Origin of the sequence: Pedobacter sp. UC225_65 (assembly GCF_042698365.1) — a bacterium.
Classification (GTDB): Bacteria; Bacteroidota; Bacteroidia; order Sphingobacteriales; family Sphingobacteriaceae; genus Pedobacter.
In genome coordinates this window covers 155,430-180,236 of sequence record NZ_CP170550.1, presented here as the reverse complement: position 1 = coordinate 180,236, position 24,807 = coordinate 155,430, and the positions used below count along the sequence as shown (strand labels likewise).

At 40.7% G+C, this 24,807-nt stretch carries 22 protein-coding genes and 1 pseudogene; 10 read left to right on the top strand and 13 right to left on the bottom strand.

The annotated features are described in order from the left end of the window. Positions 1-31: 31 nt before the first annotated feature. The gene (gene rsmG / locus ACFJIZ_RS00915; RefSeq protein WP_379089807.1) at positions 32-667 is read right to left on the bottom strand and encodes a 16S rRNA (guanine(527)-N(7))-methyltransferase RsmG; all 636 of its coding nucleotides are present in this window, start codon (positions 665-667) and stop codon (positions 32-34) included. Positions 668-679: 12 nt separating this feature from the next. Beyond that, on the bottom strand, positions 680-1,720 hold the full coding sequence (locus ACFJIZ_RS00910) for a glycosyltransferase (RefSeq protein WP_379089805.1): 1,041 nt from the start codon (positions 1,718-1,720) through the stop codon (positions 680-682). 386 nt (positions 1,721-2,106) lie between these two features. Here ACFJIZ_RS00910 and tgt point away from each other — a divergent pair. From tgt to ACFJIZ_RS00880, 6 genes and pseudogenes are all read left to right on the top strand, one after another. Then, positions 2,107-3,236 (top strand): annotated as a pseudogene (tgt, locus tag ACFJIZ_RS00905) (tRNA guanosine(34) transglycosylase Tgt). Beyond that, positions 3,237-4,340: an LptF/LptG family permease gene (locus ACFJIZ_RS00900; RefSeq protein ID WP_379089803.1), complete on the top strand. Its 1,104-nt coding sequence runs from the start codon at positions 3,237-3,239 to the stop codon at positions 4,338-4,340. A 212-nt stretch (positions 4,341-4,552) separates the two neighbouring features. Next, complete coding sequence (locus tag ACFJIZ_RS00895; RefSeq protein WP_379089801.1) at positions 4,553-4,843, top strand: hypothetical protein; 291 nt, start codon at positions 4,553-4,555, stop codon at positions 4,841-4,843. Beyond that, the gene (locus ACFJIZ_RS00890) at positions 4,798-5,442 is read left to right on the top strand and encodes a DMT family transporter (protein ID WP_379089799.1); all 645 of its coding nucleotides are present in this window, start codon (positions 4,798-4,800) and stop codon (positions 5,440-5,442) included. Before ACFJIZ_RS00895 ends, ACFJIZ_RS00890 begins: the two co-directional genes overlap by 46 nt. 664 nt (positions 5,443-6,106) lie before the next feature. Then, positions 6,107-8,890, top strand: coding sequence for a TolB family protein (locus tag ACFJIZ_RS00885; protein ID WP_379089796.1), 2,784 nt, complete (start codon positions 6,107-6,109; stop codon positions 8,888-8,890). 4 nt (positions 8,891-8,894) lie between these two features. Then, positions 8,895-9,179, top strand: coding sequence for a LapA family protein (locus ACFJIZ_RS00880; RefSeq protein ID WP_379089794.1), 285 nt, complete (start codon positions 8,895-8,897; stop codon positions 9,177-9,179). 376 nt (positions 9,180-9,555) lie between these two features. Here the strand turns inward: ACFJIZ_RS00880 and ACFJIZ_RS00875 are convergent, their stop codons facing one another. From ACFJIZ_RS00875 to ACFJIZ_RS00860, 4 genes are all read right to left on the bottom strand, one after another. Next, entirely contained in the window at positions 9,556-10,452 is an 897-nt protein-coding gene (locus tag ACFJIZ_RS00875) for a type IX secretion system membrane protein PorP/SprF (RefSeq protein WP_379089792.1), read from the bottom strand. Between the two features lie 318 nt (positions 10,453-10,770). After that, complete coding sequence (locus ACFJIZ_RS00870; RefSeq protein ID WP_379089790.1) at positions 10,771-13,008, bottom strand: MBG domain-containing protein; 2,238 nt, start codon at positions 13,006-13,008, stop codon at positions 10,771-10,773. Next, positions 12,963-15,746: a glycine-rich protein gene (locus ACFJIZ_RS00865; RefSeq protein ID WP_379089788.1), complete on the bottom strand. Its 2,784-nt coding sequence runs from the start codon at positions 15,744-15,746 to the stop codon at positions 12,963-12,965. Before ACFJIZ_RS00865 ends, ACFJIZ_RS00870 begins: the two co-directional genes overlap by 46 nt. Before the next feature lie 37 nt (positions 15,747-15,783). Next, positions 15,784-16,137, bottom strand: a complete 354-nt coding sequence (locus tag ACFJIZ_RS00860; RefSeq protein WP_379089786.1) for a hypothetical protein — start codon at positions 16,135-16,137, stop codon at positions 15,784-15,786. Between the two features lie 379 nt (positions 16,138-16,516). On the opposite strand from ACFJIZ_RS00860, the gene ACFJIZ_RS00855 reads away from it, so the two are divergent. Next, entirely contained in the window at positions 16,517-17,080 is a 564-nt protein-coding gene (locus ACFJIZ_RS00855; RefSeq protein WP_379089784.1) for a porin family protein, read from the top strand. A gap of 357 nt (positions 17,081-17,437) precedes the next feature. Here ACFJIZ_RS00855 and ACFJIZ_RS00850 read toward each other — a convergent pair whose 3' ends face one another. The 7 genes from ACFJIZ_RS00850 to ACFJIZ_RS00820 all read right to left on the bottom strand — a co-directional run bounded on the left by ACFJIZ_RS00850 (position 17,438) and on the right by ACFJIZ_RS00820 (position 22,771). Further along, complete coding sequence (locus ACFJIZ_RS00850; RefSeq protein ID WP_379089782.1) at positions 17,438-18,190, bottom strand: helix-turn-helix transcriptional regulator; 753 nt, start codon at positions 18,188-18,190, stop codon at positions 17,438-17,440. Continuing rightward, positions 18,148-19,149 (bottom strand): hypothetical protein, encoded by a 1,002-nt coding sequence (locus ACFJIZ_RS00845; RefSeq protein WP_379089780.1) that lies wholly within the window; start codon positions 19,147-19,149, stop codon positions 18,148-18,150. The genes ACFJIZ_RS00850 and ACFJIZ_RS00845 overlap by 43 nt, the downstream gene beginning before the upstream one ends. A gap of 223 nt (positions 19,150-19,372) precedes the next feature. Beyond that, positions 19,373-20,542 (bottom strand): trans-sulfuration enzyme family protein, encoded by a 1,170-nt coding sequence (locus tag ACFJIZ_RS00840; protein ID WP_379089778.1) that lies wholly within the window; start codon positions 20,540-20,542, stop codon positions 19,373-19,375. Between the two features lie 154 nt (positions 20,543-20,696). Next, the gene (locus tag ACFJIZ_RS00835; protein WP_379089776.1) at positions 20,697-21,113 is read right to left on the bottom strand and encodes an OsmC family protein; all 417 of its coding nucleotides are present in this window, start codon (positions 21,111-21,113) and stop codon (positions 20,697-20,699) included. Between the two features lie 194 nt (positions 21,114-21,307). Then, positions 21,308-22,111: a 4-(cytidine 5'-diphospho)-2-C-methyl-D-erythritol kinase gene (gene ispE / locus ACFJIZ_RS00830; RefSeq protein WP_379089774.1), complete on the bottom strand. Its 804-nt coding sequence runs from the start codon at positions 22,109-22,111 to the stop codon at positions 21,308-21,310. Positions 22,112-22,187: 76 nt separating this feature from the next. Further along, on the bottom strand, positions 22,188-22,574 hold the full coding sequence (locus tag ACFJIZ_RS00825; protein WP_379089772.1) for a DUF1287 domain-containing protein: 387 nt from the start codon (positions 22,572-22,574) through the stop codon (positions 22,188-22,190). After that, positions 22,574-22,771, bottom strand: coding sequence for a hypothetical protein (locus tag ACFJIZ_RS00820; protein WP_379089770.1), 198 nt, complete (start codon positions 22,769-22,771; stop codon positions 22,574-22,576). The genes ACFJIZ_RS00825 and ACFJIZ_RS00820 overlap by 1 nt, the downstream gene beginning before the upstream one ends. A 147-nt stretch (positions 22,772-22,918) precedes the next feature. Here ACFJIZ_RS00820 and ACFJIZ_RS00815 point away from each other — a divergent pair, with 147 nt between their 5' ends. The 3 genes from ACFJIZ_RS00815 (at position 22,919) to ACFJIZ_RS00805 (ending at position 24,807) form a co-directional block, all read left to right on the top strand. Continuing rightward, on the top strand, positions 22,919-23,713 hold the full coding sequence (locus tag ACFJIZ_RS00815) for a thymidylate synthase (RefSeq protein WP_379089767.1): 795 nt from the start codon (positions 22,919-22,921) through the stop codon (positions 23,711-23,713). A 161-nt stretch (positions 23,714-23,874) separates the two neighbouring features. Next, positions 23,875-24,240, top strand: a complete 366-nt coding sequence (locus ACFJIZ_RS00810; RefSeq protein ID WP_379089765.1) for a four helix bundle protein — start codon at positions 23,875-23,877, stop codon at positions 24,238-24,240. A gap of 57 nt (positions 24,241-24,297) precedes the next feature. After that, positions 24,298-24,807: a dihydrofolate reductase gene (locus tag ACFJIZ_RS00805; RefSeq protein WP_379089763.1), complete on the top strand. Its 510-nt coding sequence runs from the start codon at positions 24,298-24,300 to the stop codon at positions 24,805-24,807.

Genomic DNA, 24,807 nt, shown 5'->3' with positions numbered 1-24,807 from the left:
ATCAAATGTTGACATTTAATGCAGATAGCGTTTATTGAGGAATGTAAACCACGTATTTGGTTTCAAAAAACGCTTCATCGAAATAGGCTGAAAGTGGATGTAATTCTGCTTTCAGTCTAGATTCTTTGATCTCTTCAGTTAGATCCCCTCCTTTTAGATATAGAATCCCATTTTGGATGGCATTTTTATTTTCTTTGGCAAATTTGCCACGTATCCAAGGGTAAAAATCAATCAGTCTTGTTACGGCCCTAGACACCACAAAATTATATTTATCGGTAACCTGTTCTGCCCTTAAATGGCTTGCTTTTACGTTTTTAAGCCCTAAAGCTGCAGCAACCTCGGTTACCACTTTTATCTTTTTGCCAATCGAATCTACCAAATGGAACTGTGTTTCTGGGAACAGGATGGCCAATGGAATACCAGGAAAACCACCACCTGTACCTACATCCAATACACTTTCTCCTGCTTTGAAAGTACAGAATTTAGCAATACCTAGTGAATGTAGAATATGGCGCTCATATAGCTCATCGATGTCTTTTCTCGAAATCACGTTGATTTGCGCATTCCAAAAACTGTAAAGCTCATACAACTGCGAAAACTGGGCCAGCTGCTCTTCGCTTAAGTCTTTAAAATATTTTAAGATGAGGTCGGGTTTAACTTCAGACATAATGAGTTTGGGTTATTTCCACTGTACTTTTTTCACAAATATAGACAGAAAGCTATTAAACACTACAAAAACAAACAAAATGATGTCCAACAAGGGGAACCACCATCTCAATTCGCCATAATTTAAACGGTTAAGCAAACGTGGATAAATCAAACACCTGATGATCAAATTCAACACAAAAATACCAATAGCCAGATATAAGGTTGCGGTAAAGCACAATAATGCAATGGTAAAAACATAAAACAAGAATTGTGCTGTTGTTTGGATCGCTGACCTTAACTTATGCCCTGCTCGATATAATGCTTTAGCACCCTTTTGGACTTTCTTTTCTCTTAAATAGGCAATCAACGAAGTTTTAGGTTCGCCCCATACCTGCGCTTCTTTATTGATCTGGATCTCGGTATTGCTACGGTTTCCGTTGCTATTCACAAAAAGGTCATCGTCACCTGCCGAAATATGCATGTGTGCAGCAAACCCCTTATTTTTAAAAAATAATGATTTTTTATAGGCCAGGTTTCTACCTATACCCATATAAGGTTTTCCTTTTAGCGCATACGCCAGATAGTTTACTGCTGTAAAAAACGTTTCCAAACGCATCATTACATTTAAAAACCCACCCTTTTTCATCAGAGGTGCATAACCCAATACAATTTCGGTGCTTTCTGCAGCTGGTTGTTGCATACCCATTAACCAATTTGGCGAAGCTGGTTCGCAATCTGCGTCTGTAAGTACCAACCAATCATAACTTGCTGCTTTAATACCCATCGTAACTGCAAACTTTTTACCTGCAATAAACTTATCGCCTTCGGCAACGGTTACTACTTTTAGCTTTTCATATTGTTTAGACAAGTTCTCCAAAAGTTCATAAGTGCCATCCCAAGACTTATCGTTAACCACAACCACTTCAAAATTTGGGTAGTTTTGATTTAGGATATGGGATAGGTATTTCTCTAGACTTTTAGCTTCGTTTCTGGCATAAACCACCACACTGATGGGATTAAAGGCATTTTCAGGAATACTTTGGATTTTTGCTACTGCTAATTTCAAGTGCACAAAAAGGCTAAAATAAAGCTGAACCAGAAAACAAAAAACTAGGGCGCCGAGCAGGCAGGTCTCTATTATATTTAATTCCACGATGGTATTTTTGAAAGCTAGCAAATGTCTCATTTTTAATCTACAATGCGGCTTGATGTTGATAAAAAAAGAGCAAAAGCGCACAAAATGATCGATTGACAGATTGGATTATCAAAATGTTGTATAAACAAAAAGGCCATAACCCAACACCAACAACCAACAAACCCCACATCTATACCCGATAAAAGGAATATTCTTCCTATTTTTGACAGATTTTTGAAGAGGAATACATAGATAGGAAGTCCAATCGGATCAAAACAAATGTTTTGAACACCAAAGACTCCTATTATAAATAAAATAGATAGATGAAATTTACTTTACAGGCAAACGACCCATTGTCTAAAGCCAGGGCGGGAACAGTTACAACTGCGCATGGCGATATCAAAACACCTATTTTCATGCCTGTAGGTACAGCCGGAACGGTAAAAGCAGTACACCAAAGAGAGCTGAAAGAAGACATTAAGGCCCAGATCATTTTAGGAAATACCTATCATTTATACCTTAGACCGGGTTTGGATATTATTGAGCCTGCTGGCGGATTGCACAAATTTATTGGTTGGGATAAGCCTATTTTAACGGATAGCGGTGGTTATCAGGTTTATTCTTTGAGTAAAGTACGAAAAATCAAGGAGGAAGGCGTTACTTTCCGTTCGCATATTGATGGTTCAAAACATTTGTTTACGCCAGAATATGCCATGGATATCCAAAGAACCATCGGCGCAGACATCATTATGGCCTTTGATGAGTGTACTCCTTACCCATGCGATTATAAATATGCAGCCAACTCGATCAACATGACCCACAGGTGGTTGAAACGTTGTTGCCATCGGTTTGATACCACAACGCCTAAATATGGTTTTGACCAGACATTGTTTCCAATTGTGCAGGGTTCTGTATATAAAGTCTACGTGTAAAATCTGCTGAGTTTATTGCTTCAATGGAGCGTGAAGGCAATGCCATTGGCGGTCTATCTGTTGGCGAACCTGCAGAAGAAATGTACGGAATGACAGAAGTAGTCTGCGATATTTTACCTGCTGATAAACCAAGATATTTAATGGGTGTTGGTACACCTATAAATATTTTAGAGAATATTGCATTAGGTGTAGATATGTTCGATTGTGTAATGCCAACCAGAAATGCCAGAAATGGAATGCTTTTTACAAGAAATGGAATCATCAACATCAGCAATAAAAAATGGGCGAACGATTTCTCTCCTATTGATGCTGACAGCGACCTGCATGCCGATCAAGTTTACAGCAAAGCCTATTTAAGGCATTTAATGCACTCGAAAGAGATGCTAGGTGCCCAGATTGCAACCCTACATAACCTACATTTTTATTTGTGGTTGGTGAACGAAGCACGAGAAAAAATTATTTCGGGCGAATTTTACGCTTGGAAAAACAAAATGGTAACTATATTAGGGAATAAATTATAGATGAATTTCTTTAAGCGGCGTTTAAAAATCATTGATGCTTTTATTATTGGCAAATACTTAGGTACATTTTTATATACCCTGGTATTGTTTGTAATCATTATCGTCATTTTTGACCTTTCTGAAAAGTTGGATGACTTTTTGGAAAACAATTTAAGCGCTTGGCAGGTATTGAGCCAGTATTATGCGGGTTCTATACCATACTACGTAAACATGCTTTCGCCATTGATCAACTTTATTGCGGTTATCTTTTTTACTGCAAAAATGGCCGATCAAACAGAAATTGTGCCCATTTTAAGTGGAGGAGTAAGTTTTAACCGTTTTTTAAGACCTTATTTCATTTCTGCATTTATCATTTTTGCAGCTAACCTGATTTCGAACCTTTATATCCTACCCTATACCAATCAGATCAAAAATACCTTTGAGAACGTATACGTAAAGAAGAACGACCCCTTTACCAAGTCCAATATCCATATGAAATTGGATAGCAATACCTATATCTATATCGAGAATTTTGACAATAGAACAAACATTGGCTATCGATTTTTACTCGACAAGTTCAAAGGTGATGCATTAAGTAAAAAATTATATGCCGAGACCATTAAATGGGATTCTTTAAAAAGACAATGGAAACTATCCAATTATAGTGTACGTAATGTAAACGACCTTAAAGAAAACATGATTTCAGGCCAGTCTTTAACAAAAGACACCATTCTGGATATGCGCCCCAATGACTTTTCTGCTTACGACAATGTATTTGAAAGCATGACGAACAAGGAGTTAAGCGATAAGATCAAGAAGGAAAAAACAAGGGGTTCGGGCATTATGAGCGACCTACTGTTTGAACAATACAAACGCTGGTTCCAGCCTTTATCTGCCTTTGTACTTACGCTGATCGGTGTTGCTTTATCATCTCGTAAGGTTAGAGGTGGCGTGGGCCTACCCTTAGGGTTAGGGATATTTTTCAGCTTTGTTTATATTGTAATCAATCAATTTGCCAAGATGTTTTCTACAAAAGGGGGGCTTCCTCCACTGGCAGCGGCATTGATACCTACTATATTCTTTGGTCTTTTAGGTTTCTATCTGCTTAGAAGAGCGCCTAAATAGTTAAAAGCCGAAAGTCCGTAAGACCGAGGTCTAGGTGTAGAAAGTTATGAGCTACAAAATCTTGGCATTCAAATCTAAATACTAATATCTGAATGAGCAATTTCAGTTGACAGTTGGCAATGAACAATTAATCAATAAGGTGTAAGGGACAAGGTCTTGATACTTTATACTCGATACTTCATACTTAATACTCGATACTTAATACCCACATCATGAAATCCATCAAATCTAACGATAGCAAAAACCTGCTCATCCTACATCTAACTGTTTTTATCTGGGGCTTTACAGGCATCCTGGGCGCACTGATTTCGATCAATGCAGTACAAATGGTATGGTACAGGGTTTTAATTGCCAGCATCAGCTTATTTGCCTATTTCATGCTATCTAAAACCAGTATCAAGGTTAGTAAGAAACAGTTTTTACAGTTCTTCTTTACAGGAAGCATCGTAGCCATGCATTGGATCTTTTCTTCCACTCGATCAAAATTGCCAACGTTTCTGTAGGCTTGATCTGCCTTTCTTCTGTTACCTTATTTATAGCCATTTTAGAACCTTTGATCAAGAAACAGCGCATTTCTAAAGGGGATATTTTTATAGGATTATTGATCATTTTGGGCATTTACCTCATCTTTAAATTTGAAACAAACTACACTACAGGTATCATTTTTGGTCTATTGGCAGCCCTTGCCGCAAGCTTATTTTCGACCATCAACTCTACACTTGTACAAGACAACAACCCTAGCATCATTGGTTTTTATGAGCTTACTGGAGCCTTTTTTTGGATCAGCATCTATCGCCTCTTCGACCAAAGTCTACTTACAGAAACGTTCAATTTAAGCTTAAGTGATTGGTTTTATTTGATGGTTTTAGGCACCATTTGTACCGCATTAGCCTACGTTGCTGGCGTGGGTGTAATGCGTACTTTATCTGCTTTTAGGGTAGCGTTAATTACCAATCTTGAGCCTGTTTATGGTATCGTTTTGGCCTTCGTTTTATTCGGTTCAAAAGAGCAGATGACAGGTGGATTTTACCTCGGATCGCTCCTCATTTTAGCTGCCGTTTTCCTTTACCCCATTTACAAAAGAAGAAGAAATAAAGGCTAATATTCTACCCCAAAAATCACACTTTTCTGGCTACTCACATGTTGCAATCTGGCTTATAAGAGCTGACAACTTCTACTCTATATTTCACCTTTTACACAGGTCTAACAACCTCCAAAATCGTAGGGTAGGGGACAAGAAATTGACCATCATTTTTGTCAGTGAAACGGCTGTTTTCAAGACCTAAATCCAGCTATTTTCAAGACCTTAAAACAGCCCTAACCAACTCCAGTTTTTGGCTTATTTCAAGCCCTATTTTTAACCAAAAAAAGAGCGCAAAAAACACAAAAAATAGCTGAATTTTCGACCTTATTCTTTAGCTCATTACCTCAGGTTGCGATAAGATTTTCAACAAATCCGTATACATGTTTAAAAAATTAAGCAAAAAATTTGCTTAAAAAACAACTTAATAAGTGTACCTTAACAGCAAGTTTTAAAAACTTCCAACTGTGAAGTGAAATCGTTCTTTTAACCGCTTAAAATTTGATTTTACAACAAAAAATAAGAGATTTAAGTAAAATACATTAGAAATATATAAATTTAATAATCAATTACTTATCCTAAATAGCATAAATTAAAAAATCAAATAAAATCTTCCCCACAACAACCAAAATACTAAAAATATTAGCAATCAGCTCTAATGATATCAAACAAACAACATATAAAAATGAAAATCAGCATATTATGTTGTTTTATTTTAAGTTTTATATCACATATCAGTTTTGCTCAGATTTTTGATAGCGAGCAAAACCCACTTAGTGTAAAATGGAGACAGATCAACAACAAGGGCTTCAAAATCATCTACCCTACCGAGCTGGAAAAAGACGCACAAAGAATGGCTAATACTCTCGGCTTTATCTACCCCTATGTTGGCGCCAGTTTAAACCGTCAAAAAACCACCATTCCAATCGTGTTCCAAAACCGTGGAATTCCCGCAAATGGCTTCGTTCAATTGGCTCCAAAAAAGTCGCAGTTCAACACCACTCCACCACAGCAATTTGACAGTCAGGATTGGCTCAATAATCTGGCTGTCCATGAGCTGAGACATGTGGCACAATTCGATAAAGTCATCAATGACAAGTCACTCTTTTTTTCTCAAGAAATCTACTTCGCCTACATCGGCATTACCCTGCCAACTTGGTTCATCGAGGGCGATGCCGTCAGCACCGAAACTTCACTTACAAATGCAGGCAGAGGAAGACAACCTTCTTGGGTCATGTCCTTCCGAACTTCGCTCCTGAACAACGTCAAATTCTCTTACTCGAAAGCTTACTTTGGTTCGGCAAAAGACCAGACACCCGGCTACTACCAACTCGGCTATTTACTGACCTCAAACCTCAGAACGGCTTATGGCAAAAATGTAGTCGACAGCTTGATCAGCGATATCCGAAATCGGCCACTCCGTTTTTATCCTTTTTCGCAAACATTAAAAAAAATCACCGGCCTCAATTCGAAGGATTATTATAAAAGCACAATCGAGAAATTACAACAAGATTGGCGTGCGCAAGACAGATTGAACCAAAGCGAAAATTACAACAGCTTAAATAAGACTGCAAAATATGCAACCAACTATTACCTGCCTACAGAAATTGCGCCCAATCAGATCCTCACCTTAAAACAAAGTAAGGCCGAGCCGACTGCTTTTGTCATCGTCGATAACGAGGGGAGTGAAAAGAGGTTGACTGAAATCGCTTATCAGGAAAAGGCATGGTACAGTTACGCCAACAATCTTTTGGTTTGGGACGAAATCAGGTTTGACCCACGTTACAAACAACGCAGCTACAGTGTGATCTGCAGTTACGATTTCAACACCAAAAAACGTAGGCAACTTACTTTCAAAAGCAGGCTCTTCTCTCCTACACTTTCTGGCGATGGTAAAAAATTGATCGCTGTACAGATCGACCTGAGCAACCGTTGCAATTTAGTGGCCATTGACCTGCAGAATGGGAACATCCTAACAACCTATCCCAATCCTCAAAATCTGATCTTACAAAGTCCAGCCCTAAATCATGATGGATCGCAGCTCGCCTACGTTTCGGTAAGCGAGAAAGGAAAAGCATTATGGCTGCTCGATAAAAATGGCAAAACTCAGCAATTGATTTCCGAAACCAATCAACAACTTGACAGACCTGTATTCATTAACGACCATATCGCTTTTAACGCCCACCTAAGCGGCGTAAACAATATTTATGATATAAGTCTCATCTCAAAAAAAATAACCGCGCTAACGGCCGCAAAATACGGCGCCTTTAATGCAAGTTTGGCTTTAGACCAAAAATCCATTTTCTTTAACAATTATCAATTCACAGGATATGATGTTGCCAAGACAACTATAGTTACCAAAGAAGTACAAGCTGATCATTTTGTGTTTTTTGGGGCAGCTGCCGAACAACAGGAAAACACCGGCGATGTTTTTGAAAAAGTACCAGACAGCCTTTTCGAATCGGAACCTTATCGTCCGATGGCCCATTTATTCGACTTTCATAGCTTGAGTCCAAATATTGACGAAAATGATAGGCCTGGCTTAAGGATCAAATCTAACGACCTCTTAAACAACCTTGATCTTTATGCTGGTTTTAGTTACAACAACGACTTGAGAAAACTGGAGTACAATGCAGGTTTTAATTTCAAGAGTCTTTATCCGGTGATTAGTGTTGCCTACAAAAACAGACCAAGGTCATCATTCTATAAAGTGAAAGAAGATATCAAACAGGCCGATTGGCGAGAAAACTACATCGACCTTAAGGCCACTTTACCTTTGAGCGTTAATTTGTACAATCATAATTTTAGTCTGGCTGCAGAAGTCAACACCAGTTATACCATCAGAAATTTCAACGCAGCTGAAGCTTCGTTATTTAGCAGGACCATCAAATTTCCGATGAACTACCAACTGGTTTTGGGACACAGTTTAAGAGCTGCAGAGCGGGATATTGCTCCAAAATTTGCACAAACTGTAACTTTAAGCTATTTCAACCTTCCTTTTGACCAAAATCGGAATGGACAGCTTTTTGCTTTTGGAAGTTATTTTTATTTCCCCGGCATAGCCAAAAACCACTCGCTGATGGCCAGCTTTAATTACCGTGAGGCTAGTGGAGCCTTTAGTACCAACAACGAGATCACTACCGTGTATGGCTACAACCAGATCAAGGCTAAAAGTGAATTGAGAAATACTTTCTTGTTGAACTATCGCTTTCCGATTGCTTTTCCAGATGCTGAAATTGGCTCTTTGGCTTATATCCGAAACATTAGAGGGGGCATTTTTAGCCATTATGAAAACATTGGCCATGAAACCAATTTAACTCAACCTAAAACTTTTGGTTTCGAATTGCGTAGCAGTTTAAACCTTTTGCGTTACCAACCTGTTGTTGATTTGGGTGCAAGAGTTATCTTTGTGAACAAAACCTACAATCAAAACCCTATATTAGAATTCATTTTTAACTATAGTTTTTAAGCTTATGAAAACCAAAACCATTTTTGTGATTGCTGTTACGGCCTTGTTGACTATCTTTTTAATGGTTAATCGTGAAGCGGTAGACTTTGATTTTATCATTGTAGACAATGTGCCTATATCAAAACTTGTTGTGATCGGTGTTTGTATCATTATTGGGTTTATCCTCGGTTTTTTGGTTGGCAGGCCGAAAAAGACGGTAAGCAGCTATGATCCAGAAATTGAAAAAGGTTATCACGCACCAGAAAACAAATCTACCTTAAGCGACGAGGATAGGGATTATATTAGTTAAGCTCTTCAGTTCGTTGGTTCATTTGTTCATTTGTTCATTGGTATCATTCGTTCATTGGTTCATTAATTCAATGGTCATTATAACTGAACTGCGAACGCAATAATCCAGAACTGTCACATTGAGCTAGTCGAAATGTTTTATTCATGGGTCTTCAACGGGCTCAGACTGATATAGATTGGTTCATTTGTTCATTGGTACCATGTGTTCATTGGTGTCATTGATTCATTGGTAACCGAAAACTGCTTATCTGACTCTTTATTCCAGACTTCCGACCCCGGACCCAAGACCCCCAACTTCCAGACTTTCTGACTTGTCGACCACTTACTTAGGACTCAAGACTTCCAACTCCAGACTTCCTGACTTGCCGACTCACTTCCTACTTCCTACTTCCTGCCAGGTAAAGCTTCAGGCCCAGTTCGAAACTGCCGTTGGTATAACTGCTTAATGCCGAGGTCTGGGTAGTGTAGGCCCCGCTCAACAGGTACTTCCTTTTGTAATTGAGTCCAACGCCAAAGCTTGCGCTCTTGCTGCTGTGGTACATCCCCATCAACAACACCTGCCTGTCGGCAAAGGAAAGGTTGGCCCCGACGTCGAGGATGTTGTCGAAGCTCTTTACGCCCCTGTAGGCCACCTTTGGCTCCAGTACCACCCCGTCAAGCTCGTCCATCAGTACCAAATGGTAGCTTGCCGCAGCGTAAAAGGTCGGTAAATCGGCCAGTCTGATGTCGCTACGCTTCAATAGCGAGTTCAGGTTGGGCAACGAGGCTTCCAACTTCAATCTTTCGGTGGTATAGGCCACTCCGAAGTCGCCGTCAACATAGGTCTCCCGCTGGTTGTACTGTTGTGCCAGGGGGTCGTTCGGGTCACCGTTAATGTCGCCGCTGGACAGCCGCTGGTCCATCGCACCCAGCGACACACCGAAGTGCAGCACCTGCCTATTCGCCCCAAGTGGGAGATGGTAGGCATAGCTCCCCACTACCCTGGTCTGCCGCTGCAACCCTGCCCTGTCGAAGTTGACGTTCAGCCCTATGCCGGTACGCCTGTAGCCATAGGTGGCCGTCAGGTTCTGTACCTCCGGCGTACCGGTAACACCGCTCCACAGCTTGCGGTAGGCCATTGCGATATCGAAGCCCTCGTCGATGCCCGCATGGGCAGGATTGCCAAGGTACGGGTTATTGAAGTACTGCGCAGCCAAGGGGTTTAGCTGGGCAAAGGCGCTGGGAACTGCCAATATGCAGACCAGTAGCACAATCAGATGGGTATGTCTTTTCATTTTCTTATTGGTATCATTTGTTCATTGGTATCATCAGTTTATTAGTTCATTGGTGTCATTGGTTCATTACTTAAACTAAAAGTGTCATATTGAGCTCCTGCCTGCGGTAGGCAGGTGTCGAAATGTTTATTGACGGGTCTTCGACAGGCTCAGACTGACATCAGTTGGTTAATTAGTATCATTTGTTAACTGGTAACGGAAAACTATTTAATTGTTCAATTATTTAAATGGTTAACTGTTCGATGGGATATGAAATGTGAGACGACCCCTACAACCTTCGGACTTCCAGACTCCAGTCTTCTGACACGGGGCTTCAGACTACCTCCCCTCCCTTATCAGTGTAACAAAGCCTTTCTGTTTCAGCTTTCCGCTGCCGAAATCAATCACATAGTAGTAGGTGCCCTCAGCCAGTGCGGCTCCGTTCACCGTTCCGTTCCAGCTGTTGTCGTAACCCTTTTTACGATACAGCACACGTCCAGCACGGTCGAATATCGTTACCTCGTTGTTCGGGTAGACATCGATGTTGTCCACCTTCCAGACATCGTTTATGCCATCGCCGTTTGGTGTGAGCAGGTTCGTGGCACTGATGGCCTGGAAGTCATCGCGTACGCTTATCGCAAAACTTTGTTCGCTACTGCAGCCGCTGGCATTGGTGGCCTTTACCGTGTAGGTACCACTGGCGGTCGGCCTTATCGTCAGCACCGCACTGTTCTGTCCAGACAGGATGCCCCCAGGGCCGTTCCAGACATAACCGGTACCTCCACTTGCGGTGAGCTGCAGTGTTTCACCCCTACTGATGTTGTTGCCCCTATTGCTAGAGATGGATAGCTGTGGCAATGCATTGATGGTCAGAGTGCCATTGGCATAGCTGAAGCTGTAGTTGGCGGCCGAGCCCCCACTAGGCACAAGTGCATAGCTGCCTGCAGGCGAACCACTGTTGGCATTGGTGCCTACCGTTGGTCTGATTGGGATGCTGTTCTCCCCATCACCTCTTCTAAATCCCGAATAGCTGAGCGTAAAGCCGGGCAGGCCGGTCCCTTGGCAAATCTGTGCATTGTTGGCCGTGGCCAGAAGCACTGCCTTTTCGATGGTAAAGGACGCTGGTTGGTAGCTGACCGTATAGTTGCTACCTGCCGTCAGTGTCCCTTGGCCGATCTGGTAGCTGCCTGCGTCCTCTCCTAACGTCCTTGAAAGACTGCCCGTAAAGCTGTCGCCCGCCAATAGTGCAGGACTGGAGGTATAGGCCAGTATCGGGTCGGCATCTCCATACACCTTGCCCTTGGCCACCACCGTTACGGTTATCATCTTTTTGTTGATGGCAAGATTGGCCCCCACATAGTTGAGCGTATAGTTGCGGCCTACCGAGAGGGTCCCCCTGTTGATCGGATAGGTCCCGACGTCCTCGCCCGTTTGCCTTGCCAGCGAACCGTTCACCACATCGCCCGCCAACAGGCCCGTAGCACTGTAGGTCAACGCCGGGTCGGTATCGCCATAGGTTTTTTGCTTCGTATCTGCGGTGATGGTGACCATACGTGGGGCAATGGCCAGATTGGCAGGCACATACACCACTGCATAGTTAATACCTGCGGTAAGGGAGCCCCTGCCGATGGCATAAGTTCCGATATCCTCGCCTGCCACGCGTGAAAGGCTGCCCGTTATGGCATCCAGTCCCATCATTCCATTACTGGTATAGGTCAGCAGAGGGTCGGCATCGCCATAGGTCTTCTGCTTCGCATCTGCAGTGATGGTCAGGGTCCTAAGCGTAATGGTCAGGTCGGCCCCCGTATAGTTTATCGTATAGTTGCCGTTCAGCGAGAGGCTGCCGATGTTGATGGGATAATGGCCCACGTCCTCTCCCTGAGCCCTTGAAAGGGAACCTGTAAAACTGTCGCTGCCCACCAGTGCTGGAGTGAAGCCATAGGTCAATGCAGGATCCGATTCACCATAGACCTTCGTTTTGCCCATTGCAGTTACCATAATCTGTTTTGCAGTAATGACACCTGTAGAAACAGCGACATAAGCTACCTGATAATTATTTCCCCCATTACCATCTGAAATCATCAATCCAGTTGCGGTAAGTACTTTACTTGTACCTGCATCCTTGTTATCAAATTTTTGGATGGCGGCAGTTGATAGCTGATCGCCAGCCGCAATTGTACCTGATGTGATAAGTGGTATTGCAGATGATGTGATAGTACCATCATAAACCTTAGTATCGGTTTGGGCAGTTACTGTTATTGCTCTTACAGTAATCTCACCAATTGCTGCAGTAAGGGTTGCAGCATTGGCCAAACTATAGTTGGCTGCAGCAGGTCCGCTTAAGGACACATTGGCAATCGCAACACTTACGGTTTTACCTGTACCCACATTTTTATCATCAAAAATACCTGTAATCCCTGATGACACAGCAAGCTGATCTGTACCCACAATAGCATTGGGATCTACAATGAGGTTCGTAACACCTAGAGTGGCATTGGTGTTACCATCATATATTTTAGAAACTGTACCTGCTAATGTAACCGTAACCTGTTTTTTATTGACCACCAGATCAAACACAACATTTGGTGCGGGTCATAGAAATCGCCATTGTTTGATCCACCAGCCTGGCTAGCCGTAACCTGCACCGTACCAGCTTTTTTAATCTTCAGTTTCCATTTGTTTCCATCGGCTGTATCTTGATAGGCCTCCGCAACGCTATTGTCGGCAGAAGCATAACCCACAACCAAGCCCGAACTACTTATACCTCCAGGCCCAAAAGGCGCATCGCCATAAGTCTTAGTAATGGTGGCTATAGGGCTAATGACCTGTGGTTGGCTCTGTAGTTCGTAAGCACCCAGATCTATATTGGCGCCTTTTAATCGTGTATTACCTGCAAGGTCTTTGGTGTTGGCGTCTAGATTTGTAAACAAAGTATTATCGCCAGCATTGGCCAAAATACTTCCAGATTTTGGCTTATAATCTCCTCCAACAGCCAAAGCTGGTGTTAATGGCTGTACAAACAAATCTGTAGCAGTTCCACTAAATAGGATTAAACCTGTTGTGAATAAGCCCTGTACCAAGCTATTTTTATATGTTGGTATATCTGCAGGCAGATTGTTAATGACACCTGTGCTATTCCCAAAAACCACTGTGTTTTGTAGTAGTGGCAATGAGCTATTGATATTGTAAATTCCTCCTCCCAGGTTAGCCTGATTCCCAGCAATGGTTACATTGGTTAAGACCGGTGATGAGCCGTTATTGTATATCCCCGCACCTGCATTAGCTTGGTTACCACTTATCAATACATTCTGTAATGATAAGATAGCCCCAGGATTATTATATATCGCCCCACCTTTTCCATCTGTATAATTTCCACTCAGGATTACATTTTTAAGTATAGTTTGGCCAGCACCAGAATTGGCGAACCCACTTCCTCCTCCATTCGCTCCTAGAGAAATGTTGTTTTTGATGACCGTGTTACTGACCTCCATGGTTAAACCATTGTTTGCAATGGCCCCACCAAGCCTACTCCCAGTTACCAGATTACCTGTAAAAACACATTCGGTAACGATTGGACTTGAAGCAGAATTATATAAAGCGCCTCCACCCTCTTCACTCCAGCCCACACCAGCAATATTATCGCTTTTATTATTTACAAAACTACTTTTAGAAACAAGGGGTGCCGATACAGCTTCATTTGCTGGTGTACCAATATATAACGCCCCTCCCATACCGGTCTGCACCTGATTGTATTCAAAAATGCAATAGCTAAGGGTAGGACTAGACGAAGTAATGTTCATCCCGCCACCATGGGTTCCCCATAACTGTAGGCCATTAACCGTTATAGTAGTTCCATTTCCATTACCTCCAGTAATAGTAAAACCATTCAATTCGGCCGTACCTACATTGCCAGCAGAAACTATTACATGACGTGCATTTTCATTATTGTTGCTAAAACTAAGCGTAGCACCAGCGCCACTCTGCACATCATTACCATCAATATCTCCACTCAAAATGGTCAATACCGATTGGGGATCACGGGTAGCAAGGTTTATTTTACCATTATCGGGATCAAATCCACCGTATACTTTTACATCTTTAACCATTAAAAAGGCATTACCACTATTGGCCGGATTACCAAAATTGTTATCGGCAGGGCTGTACATTGGTTTGTAAGTACCACCAGCCACCCAAATTTGGGTTACACTACCTGCAGTTATAGCATTTAAATCCTTTGCAACCAATAAAGCATCTGCAAGCTCTCCAATAGCGTTATTCCAAGCATTTCCAGTACCAACACTTCCTTTTTTTACAAATAGAATACCATTAGCATTTGGCTGAGATGTAGGATTCACAGTAATATTAAATGTCTTGCTGTTTGAAGGTGAGCACTCTTGGTAATAACTGATCATAACCTCTCCAAGTCCATCTTGAAAGCCTTGTGTATGTTGTACGGAGGTAGCTAGCGGATCCGTGTAACTACTACCGCCACCGCCTCCGCCATAAGCCGCACCACCACCACCATAATAACCACCACCTCCACCACCAGAGGCTGTACCTAAGCCACCTGCATTGCCACCAATACCTAATATACCTGCAGTTGCAGGTGAAGTTCCAGCTGCCCCTCCTCCCAATTGAGTTCCTCCTTGCCCAACAGCTGTACCCGTTTGGTTACCACATTGAAATCCAACTTCACCAATCAGACCCCCACCTGCCCCTCCAGGTTCTGCATTAGCACTACAGTTGTTTCCACCACCGCCACCACCACCAGCAACAATAATCCTATTGGCGAGTGTCATTCCACCCATCCTAATATCTGACGCCCCTCCACCATTGGGCTGTGCAATACTACCACCACCGTTTCCGCCACCATTATAACCAATTCCCCCTACAAAAATGTAAAGCGTTTGACCAGCGGTAACTGGATATTCAGCGGTCACTCTTCCACCTTTTCCTCCAATATCATCTGGTTTAGTCCCTGGTTGATTATAAATCGCACTCCCTCCTTGCGAACCTTTAACATCTACTTTAATACGAGTTACACCAGCTGGCACTACAAAAGTCTGCATATTTCCAGTATAGCTAAATGTATTAGTTATGTTGTATTTGGGTGTTACCGTTATAGTTGATGTAACTGGTACACCTCTTTTATTTATAGCAGTAAATGAGGGAAGATTTCCAATACCACTAGATGATAGCCCAATGGCAGGGTTAGTATTGGTCCAAAAGTAAGACACTCCATTTGCGCTACTTGTATAATTTACAGCCGGAACTGTGGCATTATGATCAACAATAATATTTTGTGGTTGATTCATAACTATGCAGTCATTTTGGACTGTCCATTCTAGCGTATCATTCAAATGGTTTACATCTCCCGCTCTTACCACCCATACTTTTATAACATAAGTACCATAAACCGACAGAATCAGCTTTTGTAGAGAATGTAAAATTCCAACTTGCACCAGCTGTTAGATTACTGCTGAGCATTTGGCTAATAGTTGCCCCACCGTTTATTGTGTAATTTACTTGTATGGTATTAGCTGACATAATAACACCCGAATTGTTATTGACCAGTACCCTTACATTTTCTAAACCGGATAGCTGTATGCCAGAATTGGGCGAGAAATGATTTTGTAACCATACATCTTGGGCCAAAGCAAGGTTGGCTATAAAACTTAGCAGGATAAGAAGTAGATATTTTTTCATAAGCGTATCATTTAGAAATGTACATGTGTTGTTCGAAATACCACCAAACCAAAGCCATTGCTAGGGCTGCAATGAAAATAATTGTGATTATCCACTTACAGTGTTTTGGTTGTTTCATGATATAAATCTCAGCACACCTGTAGGTAAAAGCAAGCTTTTAGGGCGGACAAAAAGCGGACAAGTCCAGCTTACAGTTTACAGTTGCCATTTTGAACAATTGATACCTAAGGATCTGGACCTAAGACTTAATCATCTAAATCAGGATTAGAAAAACTACAGGGTCAAATTTATTTTTTTGATTACGTAGGGGTAAAAACCCAAGTGGTTGTCATACTATCAGATTACAAAAACAACAATTCAATCATTCAAAAAGAAAATTATGAAAACTAACAAGTTTTATTTAATGGTTGCTATTATCGTGGCAACAGCAGGTACAATTCAAGCGCAGACCGTAGATTTTGGCTTAAAAGCAGGTTTAAATTATGCTACTATGCCTACAAGTCTAAAAAGTGTAACTGATAAGGAAGGAAAGGTGGGTTACAACTTTGGTGCATTTGCCAGGGTGGGTAAAAGTCTCTATTTTCAACCTGAGTTCAACTATGTAACTTTTAAGAGTGCCTATAATTATGCATCAAACACTTACAAACCAAAATTCCATCAATTGAACTTACCATTGATGGTGGGTTATAAACTCATCAATACCGAGGCCCTTAACTTTAGGATTTCGGCTGGCCCTGATATCAATTACACCCTTAATAAAGCTGAAGGACCATCAGGGTTTGACTATAAGAAACTGAATGCTGGAGGTGTAATCAATGCGGGTGTAGACATTGGTAACCTAACCATCGATGCAAGGTACAGCAGAGGACTAACTAAGATCAACAAAGGCCTGGATGCCAAAACAGGCCTGTTCAATCTATCTGTTGGATTAAAATTATTCTAGGTTAGCCCACAACATGTAAAAAATGGATTGTGTTATCGCAATCCATTTTTTACATGTTGACTCATGGGTATCGTTAGTGCTATTGTTTAATTGCTCAATTGTTTTAATCGGTTAACTGTTCATTGATGTTATTGGTTCATTGTCTTCGACAAGCTCAGACTGACATGGTAGGTTCAATAGTCATTGGTTGATTAGTAACGCAATCCATTTTCCCTTTTCCATCCCACATGTTCCATCAAGCGATTTGCTTACTTTACTCCCAACTCCGGACTTCCCGACTTCAGACTCTAGACTTGGTTCACTTGTTCATTAGTCATTGACATTCATAACGCTCAACTGAAAACTGCCAAATGCTAACTAAACCAATTTACTCAGATATTCCTCTAGCAAATCCTCGGTTGAAAGGTTTAGACGTTGTTTTAGGCGACGCTTGCTTCTACCCACGCTATCTTTACTGATGCCCAAGGTATTGGCAATCTGATTAGTGCTGAGCTTTAGATATAATAAAGTAGCCAGACGCTCTTCTGCAGGATTAATGGCAGGTATTTTTTCTTGTAAGGCAGGTAAAAAAAGAGGATAGGCCATAAAAAACTCTAACCTGAATTTTTCCCATTCGGTATCTGTGATCAAAGTATAGTTCAACAAACTTTTGTTTACCTGCTCATTTTCTACATTTATCTGTTGCTGAAGCCTTTGAATCAGGTTGTCCTTTTCAATAATATTTGCTCTAAAGCTCGAAATCTGCGTTTTGGCTCTTTCAGCTTCTTGCTCGACCAATCTTTGTTTCCTTGCAGTTTCTTCGGCAAGGTGTTTTTGTTGGAGCATTTTACGGTTGTAAAAAAGCAATGCAATGATGGTTAGGAGTACAATACCAGCTAAGATAAAGTTCCGGGTCTGTTTTTGATTGCTGATTACATTATTTGCTTTCTCAAGATTGCTTTGGGCATCATCAAATGCAATTTTGGCATTAATGGCTGATAATTTACCCCGGTTGATCTGGGCTGTTAGCGTATCCTGATGTTGATGATACAAAGAATAGTACCTAAAAGCACTATCTGTACGGTTTGTTAAACGATAAACATCTGCCATCCCCTTACTTGCGGTAACCATTTCTTTGATCTTTTAGATTGTATTGCCCAACCATAAGCCGCCTTAAAGCCATTTAATGCATTTTGATATTGACCATGTTTGAAATCGATTTTGGCCAGTGTATTTTGTGCCATAGCCGCATTGTTCCATGATTCCGACTTGATACCAACCTGCAAATGTTTCTCAATTAAAGGAATGGCCTGGTCTTCTTTACCTTGTAATGCTAGCATATGGCCAATATTGCCACCAGCAATACCTAACCATAGTTCTTGTATCTTCGGAATGTCGGGTTTACGTTGAAGTGTATCTATCATCTGTTGATAATAATATCGGGCACTGTCATATTGTTTCAATAGTTTATAAGAAGCACCGATCATATCCAATTGAAAGATATACACCCGAGGGTCCCAGTTTTCTACCTCTACGTTTTTAAACTTTAAACATTGGAGCCCATAGTTAATGCTTTGTCTATAATCATCTGTTCGATAGAGCGCCATACTGATATTAAAAAACCTGTTGTGCACAAAAGAAAAATGTTGGTAGCCAATTTTCTTTTGCAGTTCCAGTGCTTTCAGGTTATATAAAAGAAAACCGTTTTCGTAGTCCAGTTGCCCGGCTAGGGCATAAACTTCTGCCAACAACTGCTCATCTTTCAATTTACTAGCGAGCTGGATAGCTACCTTCATCTTCTTTAATTTTTGCGCTTTCGGAATATCCCTATCACCTAGAAGATCAAATAGGATGATGCGGGTTTGCAATCTGTCGTCCGGATTTTTTTCTAGATAAGCATAAAGTTCTTTTATAATCTGACGGCACTTTTGAAGACTGAAATCAAGCTTGATCTTCTTATAGGTCTTTTCTGCTTCGTGGGTTTGCGAGGTATCGGAAATTTGCCATGCCTTGATAAAGGCTTTGACATTAGAATCCTGTGCCTTACTTTTAAAACAGCAAAGAGAAAGCAATAAAGATAAAACGAACAACAGTCTCATTTAGGTAGCAAAAGAGGATGTAGGAAATAAAGGCTAAGATATAAAAAGCTAGCTTGAATATGGCCTTTGTGTAGAATTGGCTTGTAAAAAAAGTGAAGCACTTTTATGTTTTTACCTATTAGTTAATCCAAACCTTGAAAAAAAACAAGCTTCATAAAAAAGGTCGAGAATTACTTTCTCGACCTTCTATATTGTTAATTATAAGTTTAAAATCTTAGCTGTTTAAAGCACCTTCGATATCTGCTAAAATATCATCGATATGCTCTAAACCAATTGATAAACGTACAGAACCTTGCTCAATGCCCACCTCTAAACGTTGTTCTTCTGTTAGTTTGCTATGTGTACTGGTAGCTGGGTGTGTAGCGATTGAACGCGTATCGGCCAAATTTGCCGAGATAGAGAACATTTTTAAACCATCCATAAATTTACGAGCGCCTTCTACCCCTCCTTGTACAACAATGGTTACAATACCTCCACCTTGTTTCATCTGTTTTTTGGCAATCTCATATTGTGGATGAGAAGCTAGAAAAGGATATTTAACCAATTTGATCTTTGGATGTGTTTCTAAATATTGGGCAACCTTTAAGGCATTTTCGCAATGTCTATCCATACGTACCGCTAGGGTTTCTAAGCTTTTAGATAACACCCAAGCATTAAAAGGTGATAAAGAAGGACCACTATGGCGTGCAAAATTCATCACCTCTGTGACCAAGGCTTTACTACCCAAAATGATACCACCTAAAACACGACCCTGTCCATCGATATATTTGGTTGCTGAATGGATAGAAATATGTGCGCCCAATTTAATAGGTTGTTGTAGGTAAGGTGTAGCAAAACAGTTATCAACTACCAATAACACCTTGTGCTTTTTGGCCAAACCCGCTAAAAACTCAAGGTCGATGATATCTATACCCGGATTTGAAGGTGTTTCTACAAAAATGATCTTGGTATTGGGTTGGATCAACGCTTCCCAATCTTGGGGCTTGTCTAGATCAGCATAATCGAAAGTTACCCCCCATTTAGAAAAAACATTCGTTAATAACTGGTGTGTTGAACCAAAAACCGAACGGCTCGAAACAATATGGTCGCCACTTTTCAAAAAGGCTCCAAAAGTTGTAAAGATAGAAGCCATGCCTGTAGCGGTAGCAAATCCATCTTCTGCACCTTCTAAAAGACACATCTTTTCGATAAACTCTGAAGTATTGGGGTTAGAATAGCGACTGTAAACATTGCCTTCTTTTTCATTTGCAAAAAGTGCACGCATCTCTTCAGCATCGTCAAATTTATAGCTCGATGTTAAATAGATGGCAGAAGAATGTTCTTTATGGTTACTTCTCTCTGTTTGTGTACGGATGGCGATGGTTTCGAAATTTTCGGATTTCATATTATATTTATTAGTTCATTGGTATCATTAGTTCATTGGTATCATTAGTATCACTCGTTTATTGGTTTTCGAGCCTATTTCCTTATTTGGTTCATTGGTGTCATTAGTTCACTTGTTCATTCATAACTAAAAACTGTCAACTAAAAACTAATAACTACTTTATAATTGCATAAGTAAAATTTATTGTTGCAGAGCGACCAAGGATATTAGACACAGAACAATATTTATCAAAGGTCATCTGTAAGGCCCTTTCTACTTTTTGTGCACTTAAATCTCCAAATAGCTCAAAGTGGATATCAATTACATCAAATATAGGCGGCATCTCTTCATCTTTTCTAGTAGCCTTGATGCTGATCTTGATGTCATCCAAAGGTTCTTTTTGTTTGGTTAGCACATTTACCACATCTATACCACTACAGCCACCTAAACCCACCAATAATGTTTCCATGGGCCTAAAACCTTTTCCTTCACCACCAATGGCAGGCTTGGCATCTAGCTCAACCGTAATCCCGTTTTCGTTGCTGGCCTCAAAGTTAAATTTCCCGCTTTTGCGGATCAAGTTGATTTCCATTTTTTTTAGTTCATTAGGGTTGTTGGTTCATTAGCATCATTAGTTCATTGGTATCATTGGTTCATTGGTAAAGCAATCCATTTTGCCTTTTCCATCCCACATCTTCCATCAAACGATTTGCTTACTTCACTCTTTACTCCAGACTCTAGACTTCTGACTCCAGACTTTCCGACTTTCAACCATACGCCTTTTAATTACACATTATAAAAAACTTTATGCTCTTTCTCTAACTCGGGTAGTAGCACTGGTTTTTCGAAAATGGCAAAAACGGATGACCCACTCCCGCTCATTAGTGCAAATGTAGCACCCGAGGCATAAAGCTTTGTTTTTATTTCGTCAATTTGTGGATATTTTGCAAAAACAGATACCTCAAAATCATTCAAAATCCTCCCCTTCCACTGGCTCAAAGGCAAATGTATCAAATCTTTTAACGATGTTGAGGGTTGCTTCACTTTTACATTTTGGTATGCTTCTGCAGTCGACACATGGATAGCTGGTTTCACCAATACCATAAAATAAGGGGAAAGGTCTAGCGCTATGTCTTCAAACTCATCGCCCTTGGCATAGGCATAACTAGGTTTATTGGCAATAAAAAAAGCACAATCAGCTCCTAAAGTACGAGCATAATTCTGTAGTTGTTCAATAGATAGTCCAAGGTTAAACTTCTGATTCACCAACTTGATCAAAAAAGCAGCATCGGCAGAACCCCCACCTAAACCTGCCCCAACCGGAATATTTTTAAGCAATACGATCTGTTGGTTGGGCAATTTAAAATCAGCCTGCAAGGCTTTAAAGGCTTTTAAACAGATATTGTCCTCGGCACTGCCAGGTATGTCTATCCCTTTAATTATGCAACTGGTTTGATCAGCATCAATCAGTTCTACCACATCATACAGTTTAACCGGATAAAAAACGGTTTGAAGGTTATGGTAACCATCGGCACGTTTTTCGGTAAGCAGTAGGCCTAAATTAATCTTGGCATTGGCAAAAGCGAGCATTTTTTGATTGACGATTTTAGATTGACGACTTTACATGCCTACCGCTGGCAGGGATTTTCTGGTCAAAGATATTAAACTAAACCTTGTATTGGTAATGCCCAATAATTTTCCACGAAAACAAACAATCTGAAATCTCTTGTCCATTACCTATATTATGTACAATAAGGTAGCGTTTGCCATCGGCAGATTTTTTATTGATCACCAGGCCAATGTGCGACATGTTTCCACTTAAGTTCCAACAAACAATATCGCCAGGTAAATAATCAGCTGCATTTTTGCTCATCGCTTTTTTCACCCCTTTACGACCAAAGAAAACCATCAAATTATACACTCTTCTGTGGTCGATATTGGTATCGGTGGTTTTTCTGCCCCAATCTTTAGGGTAGAGTTTAAAATTGGGTTTCATGTCTTCGTGCACGTTCTTTTGCAGGTCGATACCCAAAGTACGATAAGCCCTGATCACTACATCTGTGCAAACGCCTTTGCCTTCGGGCGCATCGCCGTTAGGATAAGGATCTTGAAATAAGCAGGGTCATAAACTACTTTCTGCTTAGTTAGGGCAAGTGCAGCATCGGCAAGTTTCAATGCCTGTACAGATTGGGCAAAAGCTTGAAACCCTATCCATAAAAGAACAAACAGTACAGTTATTTTTTTCGACATCGAGAATAGGCTTAAATGTGCTCCAAATCTAATTTAATTTTGCGGGATTGAAAAAATTACACAATGTGGAAAAACGGAAAGGATAAAAATTGTTTAATTTTTTAGTTTTGTATAAATAATATAAAGCCTTTTAAGGCTGAGGTGGGTATGAAACAATATTTAGATCTAATGCAACATGTGCTAGAACATGGCACACAAAAACACGACCGTACAGGCACTGGAACCATTAGTGTTTTCGGTTACCAGATGCGTTTTAACCTGCAAGAGGGTTTTCCGATGGTAACAACCAAAAAATTGCACCTTAAATCTATTATACACGAGCTGATCTGGTTTTTAAGTGGCGATACCAATATCAAATACCTTAAAGATAATGGGGTAAAGATCTGGGATGAGTGGGCCGATGAAAACGGAGACCTTGGACCTGTGTATGGCTCGCAATGGCGCTCATGGCCTAAGCCAGATGGCGATAAGATCGACCAGATTGCACAGATCATCAATACCATTAAAAACAATCCAGATTCTAGAAGGATCATTGTTTCTGCATGGAATGTGGCCGAAGTAGAACACATGGCCTTACCGCCTTGTCATGCTTTTTTCCAGTTCTACGTAGCCGATGGTAAACTGAGCTGTCAGCTTTACCAACGCAGTGCCGATATCTTTTTGGGTGTTCCTTTTAATATTGCTTCTTACGCTTTGCTGACCATGATGGTAGCACAGGTATGTGGTTTGGGTTATGGCGATTTTATCCATACCCTCGGCGATGCCCATCTGTACAACAACCATATTGAACAGGCCCGTTTACAATTGAGCAGAGATACGAAGGCACTTCCGGTTATGGAGATCAACCCTGCCATCAAAGATATCTTCGATTTTAAGTTTGAAGACTTTACCTTAAAAAACTACGACCCACATCCACACATTAAAGGAGCGGTAGCGGTTTAATCGTTCATTAGTCTCATTGGTTCATTGGGAGTAATACGACAACGGTTTTAGATTCCATTTGTCGTTAGCAGGTTAATCATTGGATAATTAGACATTTTCTGACTAACTTAAGCGTTCTGTAGAATTTAAATCATCCCTTATAAGATTTAAAGACTACTCCAATGAGCTACAACAGGGTTGAAGATTTAGAAGTTTATATACTTGCAGAAGATTTTGCAAATGAGATTTGGAAAATTGTGATGACATGGGACTTTTTTGCCAAAGATACCATTGGCAAACAGATTTGTAGATCCGCTGATTCTATTGGCGCCAATATAGCTGAAGGCTATGGCCGCTTTCATTTTAAAGAAAATAAGAACTTTTGCTATTACAGTAGAGGTTCTGTTTTAGAAACCAAATCATTTTTAAGAAAAATGAAACATAGAGCCTTAGTTACAGAAGAAGGTTACCAACATTTACTGAACCAATTGGAAACTATCCATATTAAATTGAATGCTTACATTAAATATATAGGCAAAGGTTATTGAAACCCCAATGAACTAATGACACCAATGAACTAATGAACAAGTGATACTAATGAACTAATGACACCAATAAAAACATCCATCGTAGTTGCCATTTCGGCCAACAATGCCATTGGCAAAGACAATCAATTGTTATGGCATTTACCGGCCGACCTTAAGCATTTTAAAGAAATTACAACAGGACATCCGATCATTATGGGCCGTAAAACCTACGATTCTATTGGCCGGCCCCTACCCAATAGACGGAACATTGTAATTACCCGAAACAAAGATCTTGTTATTGCTGGTGTAGAAATTGTAAGTAGCATTGCCGAGGCCATTTCACTTTGTGCAGCCCAACAGGGAGCTACCAGTAATGAGGTGTTTATTATAGGTGGTGCAGAGATCTATAAACATGCCTTGGCTTTAACAGACAGGATATACCTTACTGTTGTGCATCAAGAATATGAGGCCGATGCATTTTTTCCAGAATTGTGTGAGGATGAGTGGACAACAATACATCAAGAATATCACGAAGCAGATGAAAAAAATAGTGTAGCTTACACTTTTTCGACATTAGAACGCAAATAG

What these genes read in the sequence shown, in the direction of transcription:
- rsmG (WP_379089807.1), bottom strand. Translation starts at nt 667, where the DNA reads ATGTCTGAAGTTAAACCCGACCTCATCTTAAAATATTTTAAAGACTTA.
- ACFJIZ_RS00900 (WP_379089803.1), top strand. Translation starts at nt 3,237, where the DNA reads ATGAATTTCTTTAAGCGGCGTTTAAAAATCATTGATGCTTTTATTATT.
- ACFJIZ_RS00895 (WP_379089801.1), top strand. Translation starts at nt 4,553, where the DNA reads ATGAAATCCATCAAATCTAACGATAGCAAAAACCTGCTCATCCTACAT.
- ACFJIZ_RS00885 (WP_379089796.1), top strand. Translation starts at nt 6,107, where the DNA reads ATGAAAATCAGCATATTATGTTGTTTTATTTTAAGTTTTATATCACAT.
- ACFJIZ_RS00880 (WP_379089794.1), top strand. Translation starts at nt 8,895, where the DNA reads ATGAAAACCAAAACCATTTTTGTGATTGCTGTTACGGCCTTGTTGACT.
- ACFJIZ_RS00875 (WP_379089792.1), bottom strand. Translation starts at nt 10,452, where the DNA reads ATGAAAAGACATACCCATCTGATTGTGCTACTGGTCTGCATATTGGCA.
- ACFJIZ_RS00865 (WP_379089788.1), bottom strand. Translation starts at nt 15,746, where the DNA reads ATGAATCAACCACAAAATATTATTGTTGATCATAATGCCACAGTTCCG.
- ACFJIZ_RS00860 (WP_379089786.1), bottom strand. Translation starts at nt 16,137, where the DNA reads ATGAAAAAATATCTACTTCTTATCCTGCTAAGTTTTATAGCCAACCTT.
- ACFJIZ_RS00855 (WP_379089784.1), top strand. Translation starts at nt 16,517, where the DNA reads ATGAAAACTAACAAGTTTTATTTAATGGTTGCTATTATCGTGGCAACA.
- ACFJIZ_RS00850 (WP_379089782.1), bottom strand. Translation starts at nt 18,190, where the DNA reads ATGGTTACCGCAAGTAAGGGGATGGCAGATGTTTATCGTTTAACAAAC.
- ACFJIZ_RS00840 (WP_379089778.1), bottom strand. Translation starts at nt 20,542, where the DNA reads ATGAAATCCGAAAATTTCGAAACCATCGCCATCCGTACACAAACAGAG.
- ACFJIZ_RS00835 (WP_379089776.1), bottom strand. Translation starts at nt 21,113, where the DNA reads ATGGAAATCAACTTGATCCGCAAAAGCGGGAAATTTAACTTTGAGGCC.
- ispE (WP_379089774.1), bottom strand. Translation starts at nt 22,111, where the DNA reads ATGCTCGCTTTTGCCAATGCCAAGATTAATTTAGGCCTACTGCTTACC.
- ACFJIZ_RS00820 (WP_379089770.1), bottom strand. Translation starts at nt 22,771, where the DNA reads ATGTCGAAAAAAATAACTGTACTGTTTGTTCTTTTATGGATAGGGTTT.
- ACFJIZ_RS00815 (WP_379089767.1), top strand. Translation starts at nt 22,919, where the DNA reads ATGAAACAATATTTAGATCTAATGCAACATGTGCTAGAACATGGCACA.
- ACFJIZ_RS00810 (WP_379089765.1), top strand. Translation starts at nt 23,875, where the DNA reads ATGAGCTACAACAGGGTTGAAGATTTAGAAGTTTATATACTTGCAGAA.
- ACFJIZ_RS00805 (WP_379089763.1), top strand. Translation starts at nt 24,298, where the DNA reads ATGACACCAATAAAAACATCCATCGTAGTTGCCATTTCGGCCAACAAT.